Origin of the sequence: Flavobacterium solisilvae (assembly GCF_012911605.1) — a bacterium.
GTDB lineage: Bacteria > Bacteroidota > Bacteroidia > Flavobacteriales > Flavobacteriaceae > Flavobacterium > Flavobacterium solisilvae.
Map to the genome: position 1 here is coordinate 1 of NZ_JAAMPT010000187.1, position 20,132 is coordinate 20,132.

Here is a 20,132-nt window from a genome sequence, read left to right on the forward strand (position 1 = left end):
AATTGGCGCATCGTTTACAACAATAGTTACTGTTCCGGTTTGTGGTTGACTACAAACTGGTGTTCCTGAACTCGCTACACTTATCAATTGGTATACAAATGTTCCCGAAGCGGTTGTTGGTGCATTTATTGCATAGCTATTTCCTGTACTGGTAACTGGTGGTTGAACTACGGTGTCTAAACTGTAAGTAAACGTATAAGGTGCTGTTCCGTTAAATCCTGTCAACACTACTTGTGGTTCTGCAAAGTTCAAACAGGTTGTCGCTGTTCCTGAAATTGATGCCGTTGGCAAGGTTACAACTGTTACTGTTGCTGTACCACTTTGTGGCTGGCTACATGCTGGTGTGCTTGCGCTTGAAACGCTTAGTAATTGATAGTTAAATGTTCCACCATTAGCAGTCGATACTGGCACTGTTACGCTATTTCCTGCTGTGGTAGTAATAGTTTGTGTAGCGTTATTTTGATCTAAATAGGTAAACGTATATGGTGCTGTTGCATTTGCTCCAGTAAAGGTTATCGATGGATTAGCAGCACCTTGACAAACTGTCGTTGTTCCACTTATTGTGGCTGTTGGTAATGGATTTACGGTAATCGTAGCTATTCCTCCAACTAATTGCGAACAGGTTGTCGTTGGGTTAGTTACATTTATTAAGGTATAACTCGTGCTTGTTGTATATGCCGAAGTAATCGTTGCACTTCCTGATGCATCCAATGTCACACTTCCCGTCGTTCCCGGATTTACTAAATAATTCACCACCGCACCTGGTGTTCCTGTAAAAGTTATCGTTGCACTATCGCCTGAACAAATTGTCGTAGTACCCGAAATTGTGGCGGTTGGAAGGGGATTTGTAATTAAAGTAAAACTTACAACACCATAAACCGTCGGATTTATATTCTGCTCCATTCTAATAAAAATCTCTTGATTATTAGTTCCTGGAAAAGCATTCAACGGACTAATATCTCCAGTTCCAGCATTAGCTGCAGCTTGAGATAAGTGATAAGTAACTGTATATTCGGTAGGATCAGCAGTTCCTAATGTAATTGCTGTTTGTGGTGTTAAATCAAAAGTTGCGGCATTACTATTAAAACTATTTTCACATTCAGTTAAATTTGGAACTGGCTGTGGACTTTTAGGACACAATTCTTCATCAATATATAGATAAAAAGAAGTTACGGAAATACATCCACCGCCACTTGGCTCTTCAACTCCAACGAATATTTGTTCACCATTAACTCCAGGGTAATTCGTGATATTAGTAATTTCATTATTAATCGATTGCGCATCAACCAAAGAATGATGATATCTTACACCTCCATTTGCTTGCCCATTAACAATAATTGATTGATTTTGTGTTAAATTAAAAGGCGCGGCGCATTGCGTTAAATCATTTGGCGTTCCTAACACTAAAGCTGGTGGAAAATACTCAACCGTCATAGTATCCGTTTGTTGACAACCTCCAGGATATGTAATCACAATTCCATATTCTCCACCTTGAGAGATAGTATAAGAATTGGTAGTAGCATCTGGAATAACAAATGTATCACGAGTCCATTGATAAGTTACACCTGGCATAGCAACTGCTCCTGCCTGAATAGTAATTTCAACACCATCACAAATTCCAAGACCATCACTGATAATCAAATCGGTTAATCCATCATAAATTCCAGTACCTGCTAAATCCGCAGTTCCAATATTGAAACTTCCTCCACCAAGAAAAACCGCTGAGTCTAAAATATTATCATTCCTATCGGCAACAACTAATTTGATGTGATAAATATTCCCAGGAATAACCGTTGATGAAGCCGTCATTAAAACCGTTTCTCCATTAAAATTGGTAGCTGAACCTGTTGGTCCGTTAAAATTTCCAAAAAATTGTGGATTCATAGAACAAGGTGTTCCATCAGGACAATTAGGTCCACTACCAGTATAATAAGCACAATCCCTAATCGTCGTTACCGCAATAGGCGTTTCAGTAACGGCACCTGGAACCAATGCCAGGTTAATTGGCGGCGTAGAAGCAGTAAGATTAGTTAAAAAGAAAGCAAAAGCATCAGAATATGCACATTGCTCTGATCCATATTCTTCAGATGCAAATAAGAAATCAAAACTCATTTCATCTGTCAACGGTGTAAAATCAAATTCTAATATCGTAGCATTTCTGTAACTTGTCAATCCAACATCAATCCCTAAACCTTGAATATAATTAAACAACTGATTATCTCCTGGCCAACCGTTAAAACTACCATTATTTTGTTGATTGTTATTTGGTCCAACAGCAGCTGTTGCTTCTCCCGTACTCAAAATCACTCCATTAGTCAGTGGAAAGTTAGGATTCGTATTCGTAAAATATCCTATACCGTTTGAAGAACCAAAATTTGTCCCAGTACTCCAAGTAATGTTTGAAATTGTCCCAACACAAGACGAACCTGCAGTTCCATTTCCAAAAAGCACATCCTGAACCAATTGCGGCACAGTAAATTGATTGGTATTAACCGTTATTGGCTGCGCCAGTACTTTTGAAAAAAGCAAAAACAAAGAAAATATAAGTAATTTTTGTTTCATTATCGACTGATTATTAGGAACATAAACATAACAATATGTTGTTCAAATGTTAATAATTTGTTTAAAAGCCCAAATATAGTTAATCATGGAAAATAACTTTGTTAAATTTGCAAAAAAATATACAATACAAATGAAAATCTCTATAAAAGAAACGCAAAACCCAACAATAATTAAATTTGAATTCCCTGATTTCATCACTCAAAACCAAAATTTTGAATTCAAAAACATCGATGAAGCCAAAAATTCACCTTTAGCGCAACAACTTTTTTACCTTCCGTTTGTAAAAACCGTTTACATTTCGGGAAATTTTATTGCTATCGAACGATTTAGCATTGTCGATTGGAAAGACGTTCAAGACGATGTTGCCGAGCAAATTGAAAATTTTGTAAACGATGGCGGTGTAATTGTGCTTCCAACCGAAAACGCGACAAAAAAACAACCTATTTCAGTTTATGGCGAAACCACACCAAATCCGGCTTCGCTAAAATTTGTAGTCAACAAAGCCTTAACAAAAACTTCGGCCGAATTCAAAAATATTGACGAAGCAGCAGCATCACCTTTGGCACAGGAATTATTCAAATTTCACTACGTAAAAGAAATTTTCATCACCGAAAATTACGTTTCCGTAACCAAATATGACAGCATTTCTTGGGATGAAATCACGTTGGAATTGCGAACATTCATCAAACAGTTCCTTGAAAATGGTGGAACCGTTTTGGACGAAAGTTTAATTGCAACCGATACCAAACAAGAAAAACAGCAAATCAAAAATTTCGACAATCTTGATGTTACGTCTCAGCAAATCATCAACATACTTGAAGAATACGTAAAACCTGCCGTTGCAGCCGATGGCGGAAACATCCTTTTCGATTCTTATGATGAAGACAGCAAAAAAGTAAAAGTTGTACTTCAAGGTTCGTGCAATGGTTGTCCATCATCAACATTTACATTAAAAAATGGTATTGAAAATATGCTAAAAAGTATGTTGAGCGATAACGAAATTGTAGTTGAAGCTTTAAACGGATAACAATTTCAAAATAAAGCCATACCTTTAAGCGTCATAAATTATGGCGCTTTTTTTATTTTTTTTTAGGAGCTATTTCCAGCTTTCGCCTTTATCTCGCTCCGTAAACTACGCGAGGATATCGGCTCTATCTGGGCTAAACTACAACAATGAACGAGCTAAATCAAGAAACCAGTCCTTATCTATTACAACACGCCAACAATCCCGTGCACTGGAAAGCGTGGAACGAAAAAACATTGGCTTTAGCCAAAAAAGAAAACAAACTAATCCTTATCAGCATTGGTTATTCAGCGTGTCATTGGTGTCACGTGATGGAACACGAAAGTTTTGAAAATGAAGAAGTAGCTTCCGTGATGAATGCTCATTTTATCAATATCAAAATCGACCGCGAAGAACGACCAGATATTGATGCCGTTTACATGAAAGCTGTCCAAATAATGACTGGTCGCGGTGGTTGGCCAATGAATGTTGTCGCTTTGCCCGACGGAAGACCAATTTGGGGCGGAACATATTTCAGAAAAAACGAATGGATAAATTCACTCGAAAAACTTCAGGAAATTTACATCCAAACTCCCGAAACCATTCTGGATTATGCCGAAAAACTACACGAAGGATTGCAATCCATTAGCATCATTCCAAAAACAGAAACCACAACCGATTTCAACTTTGAAATTCTTGAAAAACTAATCGAAAAATGGCAAAAAAGCTTCGATTGGGATTTTGGCGGAATGGCTCGAGCTCCAAAATTCATGATGCCAACCAATTATGAATTTTTACTTCGTTACGCTTATCAAACCAACAACTCAAAACTTTTGGAATTTGTAAATTTAACATTAACCAAAATGGCTTTTGGCGGATTATTTGACACGGTTGATGGCGGATTTTCTCGCTATTCCGTAGATATAAAATGGCACGTTCCACATTTTGAAAAAATGCTTTACGACAACGGACAATTGGTTTCATTGTATGCTAATGCGTATAAATTAACCAAAAACAAACTGTACAAAGAAGTTATTGAAAAAACACTAAATTTCGTTGAAAAAGAATGGCTAACAGCTGAAGGAAGTTTCTTTTCCGCACTTGATGCAGACAGTTTAAACCAAGAAAAGCATCTGGAAGAAGGCGCATTTTATGTTTGGACAAAAACAGAACTTCAAGCCATTTTACAAGAAGATTTTGAATTATTTTCAGAAGTTTTTAATGTGAATGAATTCGGGTTTTGGGAACACGAAAATTATGTTTTAATCCAAAACCAATCTTTGGAACAAATTTCAAAACAGCAAAATATCGCCATTGAAACATTGGAACAAAAGAAAAAATCTTGGGAACAAAAACTCTATCTCGAAAGAGAAAAAAGAAACAAACCAAGATTGGACGATAAATGTTTAACGTCTTGGAATGCGATAATGCTCAAAGGTTTTGTGGATGCTTACAAAGCTTTGAATGACGAAAAATATTTGAAAATCGCATTACAAAACGCTAATTTCATCATTGAAAAACTCTGGAATGTTGATGGAAATTTATTCCGAACGTATAAAAACGGAAAAGCGACCATCAATGCTTATCTCGAAGATTATGTTCATGTAATGGAAGCTTTTATTTCATTATATGAAGTTACTTTTGATGAAAATTGGCTACATAAAACCAAAGATTTAGTACATCATTGTTTGGATTATTTTTATGATGAAAAAGAACAATTTTTTCGTTTCACTTCACGACAAGACAGCGATTTGATTACGCCACATTTTGAAGTAGAAGACAACGTAATTCCGGCAGCAAACTCAGTTATGGCAAACGTTCTTTTCAAATTGAGCATTTATTTTGAAAACAACTATTTTGAAAAAATAAGCCAGCAAATGCTGCAACATATTATCCCAACGATTGATTATCCGTCGGCATTTTCCAATTGGTTGAACTTGTTACTAAACTTTTCCGAACAGCAAAAAGAAATCGCTATTTGTGGAGAAAAAACCATCGAATTTGGATTAAAAATCAATCAGCATTATTTTCCAAATGCTATAATCGCTGGAGGTAAAAACGTTTCTAAACTTCCATTTCTAGAAAATCGATTTGTAGAAAATGAAACACTTTTGTATTTGTGTCAAAATCGAACCTGTCAAAAACCAACCGATAATTTAGAAGAAATCTTAATTGAATTAAAATTGCAATCATAAATTTTTGTAATATTGTTATTATTAATCAATTAAAAACTACAACTATGGGAATCGGAGGATTTTTTAAAAACTTATTTGGTTCGTCCAAAGAAAAAGTAAGCGAAGTAGCTGACAAGGCAGAAACTTTTGCAGAAGAAACAATCGAAAAAGCAAAAGAAGCTGCTGCGCCATTGGTTGACAAAGTAGAAGATTTTGCCGAAACTGCTAAAGAAAAAGTAAGCGAATATGTTCCACAAGCAACCGAAGCTATTGAAAATGCAGTAGAAACAGTAAAAGAAAAAGCTAGCGAATTTGCGGATAAAGCTGAGGAATTTGCTGAAAATGCAGTAGCAAGTGTGAAAGAAAAAGTAAATTCTTTTGCAAATGATGCTTCAGAAGATGCCGAAGAAATCAAAACAAAAGCAGAAGATATTGTTAAACCTGCTGACGAAAATGCCGATTAATTTAAAAAATCGTATTTTTGCTTTATTAAATTAATCCCGATTCCATCGGGATTTTTTATGATTATTTATGGAAAAGAAAGAACTGCAATACATCCATTCCTTTGAAGAATATGTGAACGAGTTTATCAACGCTTTGATTGCTTATTCACCCAAACTGATTTCTGCTATATTCATTTTAATTATTGGACTTTACGGTATCCGATTGATAAACCGTATGGTGAAAAAGATAATGCTTAAAAATGAATTTGACCCAACACTTTCACGTTTCTTAGCAAGCAGTTTACTTTGGGCATTACGATTATTGCTTTTCATTACCGTTATTTCCCGACTTGGCATCGAATCGTCATCGTTTGTTGCTATTCTTGGTGCGGCAGGTTTAGCCGTTGGTTTATCGCTTCAGGGTTCGTTGTCTAATTTTGCTGGTGGTGTTTTGATTATTTTATTCAAACCATTTCGTGTTGGCGATAGCATTGAAGCACAAGGCGTTGCTGGAACTGTGAATGAAATTCAAATCTTCACCACAAAGTTACTTACTTCAAATAACCAAACGATATTTATTCCAAATGGAATTTTGTCTAACGGAATTATAATTAATTATTCTCTACAAGGTGTTCGCAGAGCTGATTTGGTGTTTTCACTATCGTATGATACCAATATAAAAACAGCCAAAGACATTGTTATGAAAGTCATGACCAATCATCCGAAAGTGTTAAAAAATCCATTACCTGCAGTTTCTGTTAAAAATTTAACTGATACTTCCATTGTTTTAGCCATTCAACCATGGGCAAAAAATGCTGATTTTAGTAGTATGAGTTCGGATATTTTGGAACAATGTAAAGATGCGTTTGACAAAGCTGGGGTTTCTATCCAACCATATACAATTGAAGCTTCGAAGTAAATAATATAAAAAATGTATTATTTTGTCATTCCGAGGAACGAGGAATCTCATCAAGTTGAGATGAATTTAACTTAGAATATGAGATTCCTCGTTCCTCGGAATGACAAGTTCATAGATATATTATTTTCTGAGAAAATCTATAAAATTAAATTCAACTTACTTCGTCAACATAAAATCTTTCAAGTAAAACGGTTCAAAATAAGCTACATCTTCAAAATCGTTGTTTTGGAATTTTTCAAAGCTCAAAACACTCATTTCATTTGCTGAGGGAAAAATAATTTCGGGTAAAAACTTGAAGTTATCTTTAACCAAAACCGTTTGGCATTTTTCTTGACAATCGCCAACAAAATAAACCGTTTGGTCAAAATCCTGATAGCTATTTTCAGTTAAAACTTCGGCTTCAACCTCTTTTATTTTATTGAGATTTTTATCAAAAACAGCGCTGTAAACTTCCATTCTACGAGCGTCAATCATCGGGACGATTAAACCATCAACATTAGCTTTTTTTGCCAAAACTTGCATCGTATCAATAGAAATCAGCGGAATTTGTAATGCATAACACAATCCTTTTGCTGCCGAAACTCCAATGCGCAAACCTGTATAAGAACCTGGACCTTTGCTCACAGCAACCGCTTTAATTTCGGAGAAATTGACATTAGCTTCTTTTACAATTTCTTCAATAAAAACATGTAGCTTTTCGGCATGAGAATAACCTTGTTCGGCAATTTCTTTACACAAAATAGTTTCGCCATTTTTAGCTAAAGAAACCGAACAATTTTTGGTAGCGGTTTCTATGTTAAGAATATATGTCATTATTTTTTCTCTGGTTTCTTCGCTTTAGAATCGTTTTTAGATTTTACTTTATCGCCCGAATTTAAGTCTTTAGTAACTGTTGTATATGGACCAGTGATAACCACATCGCCTTTTTTCAAGCCAGAAATGACTTCAATGTTAGTATCATCTTGAATTCCAGTTTTGATAATTCTAATTTTGGCTTTGTCTCCATTTTTCACAAAAACACATTCAAATTTTTTGTCGTTTTTAGACGTGATTTTTCCTTCGGCTTCGTCTTTCACTTCATATTTTTTAGTTGCCGCTGTGTCGGATTTAACAACTACCGAACTAATTGGAACGCCAATAACGTTTTCTTTTCTTTTAGTAATAATATCAACCGTAGCTGTCATTCCTGGACGGAAAGGCGAAAAAGTTGCTGGTTTTCCTTCCAATAAATCTTGGTACGATTCTTTTAGAATTCTAACTTTTACTTTAAAATTAGTTACTTGATCAGCCGTTGTAGTTGTACTTGCCGAGTTAGAAATACTGGTTACAATTCCTTTAAATTCTTTCTTCAAATAAGCATCGACTTGAATTTTTGTGCTGTCGCCAATACTAACTTTTACAATATCATTTTCGTTTACATCTACTTCAACTTCCATGTTGTTTAGGTTGGCAACACGAAGAATTTCGGTTCCAGTCATTTGTTGTGTTCCTAAAACTCGTTCTCCCAATTCAACACCAAGCGATGAAATTGTTCCATCGGCTGGCGAATAAATAGTTGTTCTTCCTAAGTTATCTTTAGCTTCTTTTACCGTAGCATTTGCACTTTGAACATTATAATAGGCATTCTCTTTGGTAGCTTTTGCACCTTCAAAAACAGCCACAGCTTTATCCCATTCTGAGCGAGAAATGATTCCTTTGTCAAAAAGTGTTTTGCTTCTATCATAACTTGCTTTTGCTTCTCTGAAAGTGGCATCGGCTTGGCTTAAACTTGCTTTTGTTCCTGATAAATTAGAAATAGTTCTGTTGTAACCCGAAGTATATAAATCGGGATTAATTTTTACTAACAAATCACCTTTTTTCACTACTTGCCCTTCTTTTATCGGCAAAGCGATAATTTCTCCAGAAACTTCAGATGAAATTTTTACTTCAATTTCAGGTTGAATTTTTCCGGTAGCCGAAACTGTTTCAACAATCGTAATTTCGTTTACTGCTGCCGTTTCAACTTCAATAGATTCATCGTTATTACCAATTGAGCCGTTCTTTTTCAAAACGATTAAAACAATAAGTAATGCGGCTAAAATTCCAACTATCCAGTATATTTTCTTTTTTGACATGGTTTTTATGGTTTTTTTAATATTGGGATTCCAAAATAGAGTTCAACAACTTTTTCTTTAAAAATATAATCATATTTTGCTCTAATCAGATCAGATTGAGCGTTTGTGTAAAGCAATTGTGCTTGGTTGTAGTCAAAAGCATTCATCATGCCTACAGCAAATTTTTCTTTTGCATAATTAAATGCTTCTTCTCTAGCTTCGAGAGTAGAAACAGCAGCTTCGTATGTTTTCAAAGCGGCATTTGCATCAGTAAAAGCAGTGTAAACATTTCTTTCCAAATCAAGTTCTGCTTGATTGTATGCATTTTTTGTTCTTTCATAATTTACTTTAGATTTTGCCACATTATTTCTAGCTGAAAATCCATTAAGGATTGGAACATTTAGCTGCAAACCAAAGTTATGTCCTTTATTATCACTAAATTGATCAAAAAGAGGTAATGGTCCAGCAACTATTGGATTTCCTCCACCATCAATACCTATTATTCTATCAGAATAACTAGCACGAGTACTAAAACTATAAAAACCTGTCAAACTTGGTTGCATAGTTCCCTTGGCTATTTTCACATCTTTCTCTGCAACTTCCAAATTTGTTTTTGCAACTTTAATTTCTATTCTATGTTCAAGCGCTTTTCCATATATAGTTTGAGGTTTTTCTAATAATGTCGCGCTTTGTTCTGCATTTAGATTTTCTTCAACAATATCAAAATTTTTAAAATCCTCTAACTGGAGTAATTGAGCTAAACTAAGTTTTGATATCAACAAAGTGTTTTCTGCTGCCAAAATTTTCTGTTTATCAAGTGCAACTGTAGCCTTTACATCAAGCAAATCACCTCTAGGTATTGAACCTGCTTTAACTAACTCTTCGCTTCTTGTCAACTGTTGTTCATCATTAACCAATTGTGCTTGTTGGACTTTTAAATTCTCTTTATTGAAAAGGATATTCAAATAGGCATTGGCAACAGAAAGCGAAATATCATCTTGAATTTTTGACAGATTGTATTGTGATGCAAGTTCAGAAAGTTTTGCTCTACGAAGTCTATTTTGGTTTTGAAGTCCGTTGTATATATCAATACTTGAATTTAGACTAACAGAACTAAACTGAGTTGTTTGATTTTCTAACAATCCTGTTGTAATATTTTGATTCAAACCAATGTTCCACGAATGATTTGCTCCAGCATTCAAACTAGGAAGAAAATTACCTAAAGCAGAGTTCTTGTCAATTTTAGCATTCTGTAAATCCAATTCCGATTGTTGAATGGAAATATTGTTTTCTACTGCATAAAAAACGCATTCTTCCAATGTCCATTTTTTAGTTTGGGCAAATGAAACCAATCCAATTAGAAAAAATGCTGTGAGAAAAAAAGTTGTTTTATTGTTCATAGTTTGACTGTTAAAAAGTCCTTGAAACATGATTAGTAACAAAGGTATAGTTTTTGTTAAATAATTAAATCAAAAATCTTACTGTTTAGACTATAGTTTTTTAAATATGTTACAGGTTTTTATTTATAAATTTGAGCACAATTATTTATTCCTATGAAAATAGTATCGTTATTGCTTTGTTTCTTTTTGGCTTTGGTTGTCTTAAACGGTTGTTCTACTGCCCAAAAAATTGAAACCCTAAAACCATTACCAAGCGATGACTCGCCGATGGTTTATAAAACTTCCACTTCGTTTATTAGCATGCCATTGGAAATTTCGCTGAAAGAAATCGAGCATCAATTAAACAAAACGTTGACTGGACAAATTTATGACGATTCTAATTTGCAAGACGACAAAACCGAAATGAAAATTTGGAAAACAGCTCCAATTAAAATTTCTGAAAAAGAAGGAAAAATAGTATCGGTTTTGCCATTAAAAATTTGGTCTAAATTCAAATATGGAACCGATTTTATGGGTTTGAACGATACTAGAGAAATCAATTTAAACGGTACAATTACCTTGGTTAGCGATGCAAAATTGTCTAACTTTAAAATGAATACCGTTTCTAAAATTGAAGATTTTGAATGGAGTGAAAGTCCAACGATTACTGTAGCTGGAAAAAATGTTCCGATTACTTATATTATCAATCCAACCTTGTCGATTTTTAAATCGAAAGTGGCTAAGAAAATTGATGAAGCCATTAATGAAACTGCTGATTTTAAACCTTACGTTCTCGATGTTTTAGACAAAATGAGTACGCCGTTTCAAACTAGCGAACAATATCAAACTTGGTTTAAACTCATTCCGATAGAAGTTTATGTAACTGATGCTGTTTTGAGCAAAACAAAAATCAACATGAATTTAGGACTAAAATGCAACATGGAAACAATGGTTGGTCAACAACCAAAAAACACGTTTGACCGAACTAAAATTGCATTCAAACCCGTTATCAATGTTCCTGACAAAGTAACTGCTAATATTGCTGCGATTTCTACTTATGATAGTGCGTCGAAAATAATTACTTCTAATTTTAAAGGAAAAGAATTTGCCTCAGGCAGCAGAAAAATTGTGGTTCAAAATGTTTCGCTTTGGCACAAAGACAGCAAAATTATTATTGCACTCGACATGACTGGAAGTATTAACGGAACGATTTACCTATCGGGAATTCCAAATTATAATTCGATTACGAAGGAAATTTACTTTGACCAAATGGATTATGTTTTGAACACCAAAGGTTTGTTGACCAAAACCGCCAATTGGTTGTTACAAGGCATGATTTTAAGAAAAATTCAAGAAAATTGTCGATATTCTATCAAAGAAAACTTGGACGAAGGAAAGAAAAACATGTTGCCTTATTTGAATAATTATTCACCAATGAAAGGTGTTTTCGTTAACGGAACGATGAACGACTTTGAATTTGAAAAAGTAGAATTGACCGACAAAGCTATGATTGCTTTCATCACCACCACAGGAAAAATGAAAGTTTTGATTGACGGGATGGAATAGTTTGAAAAAAACTTTCAGTTCAAATTTTAAGCTTTCTTTGGTTTCTTAAAAAACCAAATAATTACTTTGTAAAGTATAATTATTACGCCTATTTGAATAATCAATCCTAACATTTGCCATAAAACTAATCCAAAACTTAACTCTGAAACTGATTTTTCCATAATGTTTTTATAAAGTTAATTTTAAAAATTAATTCTTCTTCGTGTACATTTTATAAATAACAAACCCAAGCAAACCAACTAAGATATACGGAATTGCCATTAGATAGACAATTCCATCGTTTACTGCTTCGGCTTGTTTTGTATCGCCATTACTTTCTAATGAAGCTCTACACATAGCACATTGAGCACTGGCATTAAGAGCAAAGAGTAAAGAGCAAAGAGTAAAGAACAATCCTTTATTCATTTTGCTTTTTGCTTTAGACTTTTGACTTTTGTTTTTTGACTTAGTTTGCATAATAAGGCGAAATCATGATGTAAACAATTACTCCAGTTATGGCAACATATAACCAAATTGGGAAAGTGATTTTGGCTAATTTTTTATGCCTATCAAAACGCTCAGCCAAAGCTCTAACATAAGTAAACAATACTAATGGAATGATGATAATAGATAATAAAATATGCGTAATTAGAATAAAGAAATAAATCAATCGCATGATTCCTGCTTCGGCTAATTCAACTTCGCTAACAATTCCGTCGTGGTTTGTATCACCATATTTTGCAGAATCAGCGGTTAAATGATAGGCAACATACATGACAAGAAAAGCCACTGAACAACCAATTGCTGCTGTCATTAGTTTTTGATGTTTTTCACGATTACCGTTTTTAATGGCTATAACTCCAATTACCAGAAGAATTGCAGTTAATGCATTAATTCCTGCATAAATTGGTGGTAAAAAAGATAAAGGTTCTACATTGATACCAAAATCTTTTAGTTTAATGCTAAATAAAATGGCAACTACTATTGGAATTAGTATCGATACAAAAACGATACTGCTTTTAAATCTTTTTTCTAATCCGTTGTCTTGATTACTCATTTATCAATTTTTTTATGTCTTCAATAATTGCTTTTACTCCTTTGGCTTCTAATCCGTCGTAATATAAAATTGGATTACCGTGTTGGTCTTTTCTGCAACGAATGTTTCCTTCTTTATCAATCAAAGCAAACAATCCTGAATGTTCAAAACCGCCATTAGCATTCTTGTTTTCGCCGGCATAAAGATTGAACCCTTTGTTGGCTATTTCGTAAATGTATTTTTGATCACCCGTTAGAAAATGCCAATTAGTTGATTTTACGCCTAATTCTTCGGCGTGTTTTTTTAGCACTGCTGCGGTATCATTTTCGGGATTAATGGTAATGGAAGCAATACCAAAATTTGGATTTCCAAAAAACTCGTTTTGAATGGTAACCATGTTTTTATTCATGATTGGACAAATGGTTGGACAGGTTGAAAAGAAAAACTCGACAACATATACTTTTCCATCATAGTTTTTGTTGGAAATTGTTTTTCCGTCTTGATTGGTTAATTCAAACTTTGGCGCTGGACCAATTTTTACCAAACCTGTTTCTACATCTTTATTTTTATGATTGGAAACACCATCAATTCGGTCGCCTTGAACAACCGTTCCGTTTTTAATTCTTTCGATAATTTTTGGAATAAAAATAATTCCGAAAACTAGAACTACCAATGAAATTCCGATGTATGATTTATTTTTCATTTTGCTGAATCTTTGTTTCTACTTCTTTGGTTATTTTGTCGCGAAAAGCATCTTTTCTGTTGTTCTTTTTTAAAGCCAAACGGTATTCGGCCAGAATAATTTTTAAATCGTCGGTCATTTCGTTATGCAATTCTGCCGAAGATTGAACGTTATAACCTTCACGATATTCGGGTTTTCCTTGAACGCTTTTTCCTTTTCTTCCGCGAAGATTTCGTTCTTTGTCGATAATATACACATTAGGCGAACCAAAGTTATCGTTCAGTTGACCTACTAATTTCATTGTGTTGAAAAAAGCCTGAATTTCTTCGGGTTTAGCAAATACAAAATGATAGCCTTTGGTATCGGTTAATTTATCCAATCGTTCTAGTATGCTTTTCACTTTATCCTGAGTTCCATCTGGCGCAATGAAAACGATTTGAAAGTCTTTGAATTCTTTATTTCGGTTATATATTTTTTGGTTTAACAGAAAAAAGTTTCCTCTGTTTTCCATGATGTTTTCTCCTGAAAATCCTAGAATGGTTATCTTATCATTTAGGGTTACCTTTTCGCCGTTGAGTGACTTCCAATTTGGGTTAACATCCGCGATTTTTTCGGTAAGTGTTGGAAGTTTTATAAAGCTGTTTACTCCAGTAGCAAAGAAAAGATACACTACTAACGGAAGTATGAATAGAATAATTAGAACTGCTTTTTTTTTCATGGCTTGAGTGACTAATTTGTCGAATACAAAAATAAAAAAGTCCCGATTAACATCGGGACTTTTTTTGAATTAATATAGTGTTAAAAATTCCATTTAATGGTTGAGTCTCTAAAGACTTCATAAACGTAATTTCCTTCTACCAAAAGTATGAATATTAAATACAAGACTAAGAAAACTGTAGTTCCAACAACTGCCCATCTTAGACTTGCTTTTTCGCCATCCATGTGCATGAAAGCCCAAGTAATTTTGTAAGCTTTATATAGTGTTAGAATAATAAATATCCAGTTTAATAAGTTCATTCCAAGTAAATCATTCATTACCAACGCTGCTGGTTTGATGATTCCTAAATAAACTTCAACTATCGTTACTATAGATAGGATTCCAAAAACAATCCAGATCTTTTTAGTGTGTGATTCGTGTGCGTGATTATCGTGTGCCATAATGGTTATAAATTCAAGATTAAACTAAATAGAAGAATGTAAATACGAATACCCAAACTAAATCTACAAAGTGCCAATAAAGTCCAACTTTTTCAACCATTTCGTAGCTTCTTCTTTTTTCATACGTTCCTAAAAGAACATTTAAGAAAATAATAATATTGATGATTACTCCTGAGAATACGTGGAAACCGTGGAAACCAGTAATAAAGAAGAAGAAATCAGCAAATAATTTACTTCCATACTCATTATGTTGAAGATTTGCACCTTCTACAACTAAAGCACCGTTTGCTAACATAGCTTCTGATTCTGCACGAGTAAGGACTGTTTTGTGTTTTACTTTATTAAGTTCTGGATGAAGTTTAGCATCTTTTTTCTCAGCATCTGTTCCTCTGTAAATAGCTTCCGTTCTAATTAATAAATCAGGATGCGCTTTGAAACCAGCTTGTACTTCGGCAACAGAATAGGTTGGTAAAGCTGGTTCGCTTTCAAACCAAACACCGTTACTTGCTTTGTGTTGAGTTCTGTCTTCGTGAAGCGTTGCAGCAAAGTCGGCAAGTTTTACTCTTTTTCCATCTTTATCAATAAATTGAAGAATACTTCCACCTTTAGTTTCTACTGCACCAAATTCTCCTTTGATGAAATTTTTCCATTCCCAAGCTTGAGAACCAACGAAGATTAAACCACCAACGATGGTTAACAGCATATAAAATGCTACTTTCTTTTGTTTCATTTGATGACCAGCATCAACGGCTAATACCATTGTTACTGAAGAGAAAATAAGGATAAAGGTCATTAATGCCACATAATACATTGGTGCATCAACACCATGTAAAAACGGGAAGTGAGTAAACACCTCATCGGCAATAGGCCAAGTATCAATAAATTTAAACCTAGAAAACCCATAAGCAGCAAGGAATCCAGAGAATGTTAAGGCATCTGATACGATAAAAAACCACATCATCATTTTACCATAACTTGCTCCCATTGGCTCATTTCCTCCACCCCAAGTGTTTCCTGTAGTATTTGCAGTAGTAACTGTCGCTCCCATAAAAGTTAATTCGTTAAAAAGTTCCCAAATTTAGATTTTTTTTCTTATTTAAAGAAATATAAAAATAAAAACAAATAAATCCACAAGAAATCAAGAAAGTGCCAATACATTGCACCAAGCTCAATTCCAAGGGTTTGACCTGAATTGTATTTTTGTTTAAAATGATTATAAATTATGATTAAAAGTGAAATAATTCCTCCAAACAAGTGCACAAGATGTGTTGCTGCCACTACGTATAGAAAGGTTGTGGTTACATTACTTCCTGGACCCGTGAAATAGTATCCTGCATTTTTTACTTCTGCAAACCCTTGAAATTGTAAATAGACAAATAATAATCCTAATGCAAGAATGGTCAACAATAGTGTAGTTGTTGTTTTTCTATCGTCTTTTTTTATTGCTTTCTTTACAAAAACAAAGTTAATACTGCACAAGATTATCACTAGGGTACTAAAATAGAAAGCGCTTGGCATTTGAAAATTCTGCAACCAATCGCCACGTGATTTACTTACTACAAATGCACTGGTCAACCCGGCAAACATCATAGTCATGCTCAACATAGCAAACAACAAAATCAGTTTGTATGATCTTGATGATCTTGCTTTATGTTCTTCGGCGGTCATTGTCATAATAACTATCTTAAAAATTTATCTACTATATATACTATTTGCAAAAGACTAATATAAGAAACGCTCACTAGCATTAATGTTCGTGCTGCTTTTGCTGTTCTTAACTGATAAAGTTTGATGGCATAAAATATCATCCAAACGCCAAGCAAAAATACTAAACCTGCCGCAGTTGGCGAAAGAAAAAGTTTTCCTGTATATCCCAACGCTGGCAACAATGATGCAACTAGCAACCAAAAGGAATACAAAACAGTTTGCAAAGCGGTTGAATTGTCTTTTTTTCCTGTTGGAAGCATAAAAAATCCAGCCTTTTCATAATCTTCATACAAAAACCAACCGATTGCCCAAAAATGGGGAAATTGCCAAAAAAACTGGATTAAAAATAATGTTCCAGCTTCTATACCAAATTCGCCAGTAGCAGCAACCCAACCTAACATAAATGGAATTGCTCCTGGAAAAGCTCCAACAAATACTGAAAGTGGCGTGTAGGTTTTTAACGGCGTATAAATACTTGTGTACAGAAATATAGAAATCGCGCCAAACATTGCCGATTTTGGATTGATGGAATACAACAATACCAATCCGATTATCGTTAAAAGACTTGCCACAAAAAGTGCATGATTAGGCGACATTCTACCCGAAGCAACTGGACGATTTTTAGTTCTATCCATTTTAGCATCGAGGTCTTTTTCAATTACCTGATTATAAGCATTAGAAGCACCAACCATGCAATAACCACCAACAGTAAGAATAATTAAAGTTGTCCAACTAAACGGATTAGCATCATCAAAACCAAGCAAATATCCAGCTATTGATGAAAAAACCACGCTAACGGCTAAACCTGCTTTAGTGATTTCTTTAAAATCAGTAGTGATAGATTTGAGTGAAAATGATTTTACAGTAGCGTTCAATGCTTTACTTTTAGGGTTTTCAATTCCTAAATATCGGAATTTCGGCAAAGGTACTTTATAGAAAATGATTTAGCAAACAAACGAATCATAAAAAGCAGAAAGAAGTTTAGTTTTGATTAATTAACTCAAACAAATACAATATCGTAAACTCAGCTTTACTGTTAGAAAACAAAAAACTCCATCTTTTCCTGTATATTTGTTATTCGAATAACAAAATATGGATTTCAATCTACGAACAGTAAACGTCACACGATACATCACGCCACTTCGTGAAGGCGGTTCTTTGCCGGCTCTTGCCGAAGCCGATGATGATTTTAAATATGTACTAAAATTTCGTGGCGCAGGTCATGGCGTTAAAGCATTAATTGCCGAATTTCTTGGCGGAGAAATAGCGCGTTATCTTGGTTTACCCGTTCCCGAACTAGTTTTTGCAACTCTTGATGAAGCCTTTGGAAGAACCGAAGCCGATGAAGAAATTCAAGATTTACTGAAATTCAGTCAAGGATTAAATTTAGGATTACACTATCTTTCTGGCGCAATAACCTATGATGCTGCAACAAATGACTGCGATGAAGTATTAGCTTCAAAAATCGTTTGGCTAGACGCATTTATCACCAATGTGGATCGAACATTTAAAAACACCAACTTACTGATTTGGAAAAAAGAACTTTGGTTAATCGATCACGGTGCCGCTTTTTATTTCCATCATTCTTGGGACAATTGGAAAACCACTGCAATAACACCTTTTACACTAATTAAAGACCATGTTTTATTACCAAAAGCCACAAAACTTGAAGAAGCACACAACGAATTTACATCAAAATTAACCGAAAACAGCATCAAAGAATTAGTCAACAAAATACCCGAAGATTGGTTACTTTGGGAAGACAAATCATTATCTCCAGAAGAAATAAAAGAAGTCTATTTTCAGTTTTTATCCATCCGATTAGCAAATGCAGAAATCTTTTTAAAACAAGCTCAAGATGCAAGAACAACACTTATATGATTACGCTGTAATTCGTGTTGTGCCAAGAGTAGAACGCGAAGAATTTATCAATATTGGGTTGATGCTTTTTAGCAAAAGACAAAAATATTTGCGAATGGAATACCATATTCCTGTAGAAAAAATTCACCTTTTTGCTCCTGAATTTGACATCGAACAATTAGAAATCAATTTAGCTTCTTTCGACAAAATTTGTTCTGGCAAAAAAGATGGTGGTCCAATTGCTACTTTCGACATTGCCGAACGCTTCCGATGGCTTACCGCAATAAAAAGTTCGAGCATACAAACTTCTCGACCTCATTCAGGTTTTAGCACTGATTTAGATAAAACTTTCGATAAACTTTACACAGAATTGGTTTTGTAAATATTATATCTGCTCATCAAACACTCTTTGTTGAAAATCATCAATAATCAAGTTCATCAATATTTTCAAAATCAAAATTAAGAGTGTCTTGATTTTTTATAATTTGAAAAATATTTGATTTTTTACATTTAATCAATTTATAAGGAACGTCAACTTCTGAAATATCAGGAGCGTAAATATACTCTTCATTGAGTAACTTCTTATTTTTTGTTTTTTCAAACAGCTATCTTGGATTATAACTTTCAAAGATTAATCTACTTGTTTTATAGAACACAACAGAATCATTAATAATCAAAGCCTTGTTATGAATCGATGTCTTAACTACATCAATTACCAAACTATCCTTAAAATTTAATTTGTATAAATTAAAAGGCTTTTGATTTTTTAAAATACAATTACTAAACAAAGCTATAATTGTAAACAAAAAGCTTAGTTTTTTTCTCATTTTATATTGTCTTATTAATATATCCTAAACTGCAATGTGTCGTTATTTTTTATTAAATTCAAAATATTTGAATTAGATTTCTTATAAATTTGAAATGGAGTTTTTATCTTCCAAATATCTAAAAGTATTTGCCCATCATCACTAAAAATGGCTGTACCATCATCTATTGATATTTCTTCAGAAATCCATTTTGGAAACTTTTTATTTGTTTGCAAATAAACTCCACCTCCATAGTAAAATTCATTGTTTAATATAAATCCATTTTTTGATTCAATTTGATTAACTGTAAAATCTAATTCAACATTTGAATTAATCTGAACATACTTTTTTGTGTGATCTAAAAAATCACATGAATTAACTGTTAGAATTAAACCGATAATAAATATATATCTTAAATACTTTCTCATTTCATCTCTTTTGTTCAATTTTTTATTTACTTCCTAATTCAAAAGCTATCACTATTAACCAATAAAGTTATTAAATGTAATCCAATATTAACTCTATAAAATGTAAAAGCTAAACTTTTCCATAAAAAAACCACTCAATTGAGTGGTTTTAGTGGGTTAGTATTTTATCGTTTTAACGAGAAGTGCGCTTTAAATTCTTTCATAACACCGGCTTCTGGATATTCTACCTTGAACCAGTAATCGGTTGATGGCATTAACTGTCCGTTGAACGTTCCGTCCCAACCGTCGCTTTTCGAACTGATTTGTTTTAATAGTTTTCCATAGCGGTCAAATATAT

General features: G+C 33.8%; 22 protein-coding genes. 7 read left to right on the forward strand and 15 right to left on the reverse strand.

Annotation, left to right across the window (positions count from 1 at the left end; genetic code table 11):
* The coding region (locus G6042_RS01325) for a choice-of-anchor L domain-containing protein (RefSeq protein WP_211161611.1) at positions 1 to 2,562 on the reverse strand (2,562 nt) is incomplete at its 3' end.
* A 130-nt stretch (positions 2,563 to 2,692) separates the two neighbouring features.
* On the opposite strand from G6042_RS01325, the gene G6042_RS01330 reads away from it, so the two are divergent.
* From G6042_RS01330 to G6042_RS01345, 4 genes are all read left to right on the forward strand, one after another.
* Complete coding sequence (locus G6042_RS01330) at positions 2,693 to 3,589, forward strand: NifU family protein (RefSeq protein ID WP_169522460.1); 897 nt, start codon at positions 2,693 to 2,695, stop codon at positions 3,587 to 3,589.
* Between the two features lie 146 nt (positions 3,590 to 3,735).
* On the forward strand, positions 3,736 to 5,760 hold the full coding sequence (locus tag G6042_RS01335; protein WP_169522461.1) for a thioredoxin domain-containing protein: 2,025 nt from the start codon (positions 3,736 to 3,738) through the stop codon (positions 5,758 to 5,760).
* A gap of 44 nt (positions 5,761 to 5,804) precedes the next feature.
* Positions 5,805 to 6,203 carry a YtxH domain-containing protein gene (locus G6042_RS01340; RefSeq protein ID WP_169522462.1) on the forward strand — a complete coding sequence of 133 codons (399 nt, stop codon included), beginning with the start codon at positions 5,805 to 5,807 and terminating at the stop codon, positions 6,201 to 6,203.
* A gap of 67 nt (positions 6,204 to 6,270) precedes the next feature.
* Positions 6,271 to 7,101 (forward strand): mechanosensitive ion channel family protein, encoded by an 831-nt coding sequence (locus G6042_RS01345; protein ID WP_169522463.1) that lies wholly within the window; start codon positions 6,271 to 6,273, stop codon positions 7,099 to 7,101.
* 156 nt (positions 7,102 to 7,257) lie between these two features.
* On the opposite strand, the gene tsaB is transcribed toward G6042_RS01345, so the two are convergent.
* Genes tsaB through G6042_RS01360 form a run of 3 tightly spaced genes read right to left on the reverse strand, consistent with a single transcriptional unit; the run spans position 7,258 to position 10,594 of the window.
* Positions 7,258 to 7,914: a tRNA (adenosine(37)-N6)-threonylcarbamoyltransferase complex dimerization subunit type 1 TsaB gene (gene tsaB / locus G6042_RS01350; protein ID WP_169522464.1), complete on the reverse strand. Its 657-nt coding sequence runs from the start codon at positions 7,912 to 7,914 to the stop codon at positions 7,258 to 7,260.
* Positions 7,914 to 9,215: an efflux RND transporter periplasmic adaptor subunit gene (locus G6042_RS01355; RefSeq protein ID WP_169522465.1), complete on the reverse strand. Its 1,302-nt coding sequence runs from the start codon at positions 9,213 to 9,215 to the stop codon at positions 7,914 to 7,916. Before G6042_RS01355 ends, tsaB begins: the two co-directional genes overlap by 1 nt.
* A 5-nt stretch (positions 9,216 to 9,220) precedes the next feature.
* The gene (locus G6042_RS01360; RefSeq protein WP_169522466.1) at positions 9,221 to 10,594 is read right to left on the reverse strand and encodes a TolC family protein; all 1,374 of its coding nucleotides are present in this window, start codon (positions 10,592 to 10,594) and stop codon (positions 9,221 to 9,223) included.
* A gap of 153 nt (positions 10,595 to 10,747) precedes the next feature.
* Here G6042_RS01360 and G6042_RS01365 point away from each other — a divergent pair, with 153 nt between their 5' ends.
* The gene (locus G6042_RS01365; RefSeq protein WP_169522467.1) at positions 10,748 to 12,139 is read left to right on the forward strand and encodes a DUF4403 family protein; all 1,392 of its coding nucleotides are present in this window, start codon (positions 10,748 to 10,750) and stop codon (positions 12,137 to 12,139) included.
* A gap of 26 nt (positions 12,140 to 12,165) precedes the next feature.
* Here G6042_RS01365 and G6042_RS14400 read toward each other — a convergent pair whose 3' ends face one another.
* The 9 genes from G6042_RS14400 to cyoE all read right to left on the reverse strand — a co-directional run bounded on the left by G6042_RS14400 (position 12,166) and on the right by cyoE (position 17,576).
* The gene (locus G6042_RS14400) at positions 12,166 to 12,300 is read right to left on the reverse strand and encodes a hypothetical protein (protein WP_262887300.1); all 135 of its coding nucleotides are present in this window, start codon (positions 12,298 to 12,300) and stop codon (positions 12,166 to 12,168) included.
* Between the two features lie 28 nt (positions 12,301 to 12,328).
* Complete coding sequence (locus G6042_RS01370; RefSeq protein WP_235933171.1) at positions 12,329 to 12,544, reverse strand: hypothetical protein; 216 nt, start codon at positions 12,542 to 12,544, stop codon at positions 12,329 to 12,331.
* Positions 12,545 to 12,584: 40 nt separating this feature from the next.
* A complete protein-coding gene (locus G6042_RS01375; RefSeq protein WP_169522469.1) occupies positions 12,585 to 13,175 on the reverse strand; it encodes a DUF420 domain-containing protein in 591 nt (196 codons plus the stop codon).
* Positions 13,168 to 13,857: an SCO family protein gene (locus G6042_RS01380; RefSeq protein WP_169522470.1), complete on the reverse strand. Its 690-nt coding sequence runs from the start codon at positions 13,855 to 13,857 to the stop codon at positions 13,168 to 13,170. Before G6042_RS01380 ends, G6042_RS01375 begins: the two co-directional genes overlap by 8 nt.
* On the reverse strand, positions 13,847 to 14,554 hold the full coding sequence (locus G6042_RS01385) for a hypothetical protein (RefSeq protein ID WP_169522471.1): 708 nt from the start codon (positions 14,552 to 14,554) through the stop codon (positions 13,847 to 13,849). Before G6042_RS01385 ends, G6042_RS01380 begins: the two co-directional genes overlap by 11 nt.
* 80 nt (positions 14,555 to 14,634) lie before the next feature.
* Positions 14,635 to 14,994 carry a cytochrome C oxidase subunit IV family protein gene (locus tag G6042_RS01390; RefSeq protein WP_169522472.1) on the reverse strand — a complete coding sequence of 120 codons (360 nt, stop codon included), beginning with the start codon at positions 14,992 to 14,994 and terminating at the stop codon, positions 14,635 to 14,637.
* A gap of 19 nt (positions 14,995 to 15,013) precedes the next feature.
* Positions 15,014 to 16,042 (reverse strand): cytochrome c oxidase subunit 3, encoded by a 1,029-nt coding sequence (locus G6042_RS01395; protein WP_169522473.1) that lies wholly within the window; start codon positions 16,040 to 16,042, stop codon positions 15,014 to 15,016.
* Between the two features lie 44 nt (positions 16,043 to 16,086).
* On the reverse strand, positions 16,087 to 16,668 hold the full coding sequence (locus G6042_RS01400; protein ID WP_169522474.1) for a cytochrome c oxidase subunit 3: 582 nt from the start codon (positions 16,666 to 16,668) through the stop codon (positions 16,087 to 16,089).
* A gap of 5 nt (positions 16,669 to 16,673) precedes the next feature.
* A complete protein-coding gene (gene cyoE / locus G6042_RS01405) occupies positions 16,674 to 17,576 on the reverse strand; it encodes a heme o synthase (RefSeq protein ID WP_169522479.1) in 903 nt (300 codons plus the stop codon).
* A 217-nt stretch (positions 17,577 to 17,793) separates the two neighbouring features.
* Here cyoE and G6042_RS01410 point away from each other — a divergent pair, with 217 nt between their 5' ends.
* Positions 17,794 to 18,582 (forward strand): HipA family kinase, encoded by a 789-nt coding sequence (locus G6042_RS01410; protein ID WP_169522475.1) that lies wholly within the window; start codon positions 17,794 to 17,796, stop codon positions 18,580 to 18,582.
* Entirely contained in the window at positions 18,560 to 18,943 is a 384-nt protein-coding gene (locus G6042_RS01415; RefSeq protein WP_169522476.1) for a DUF3037 domain-containing protein, read from the forward strand. The genes G6042_RS01410 and G6042_RS01415 overlap by 23 nt, the downstream gene beginning before the upstream one ends.
* Before the next feature lie 459 nt (positions 18,944 to 19,402).
* On the opposite strand, the gene G6042_RS01420 is transcribed toward G6042_RS01415, so the two are convergent.
* On the reverse strand, positions 19,403 to 19,795 hold the full coding sequence (locus tag G6042_RS01420) for a major tail protein (RefSeq protein WP_169522477.1): 393 nt from the start codon (positions 19,793 to 19,795) through the stop codon (positions 19,403 to 19,405).
* A 164-nt stretch (positions 19,796 to 19,959) separates the two neighbouring features.
* Positions 19,960 to 20,132 (reverse strand): T9SS type B sorting domain-containing protein (locus tag G6042_RS01425; protein WP_169522478.1); only part of this gene is annotated, 173 nt, incomplete at its 5' end.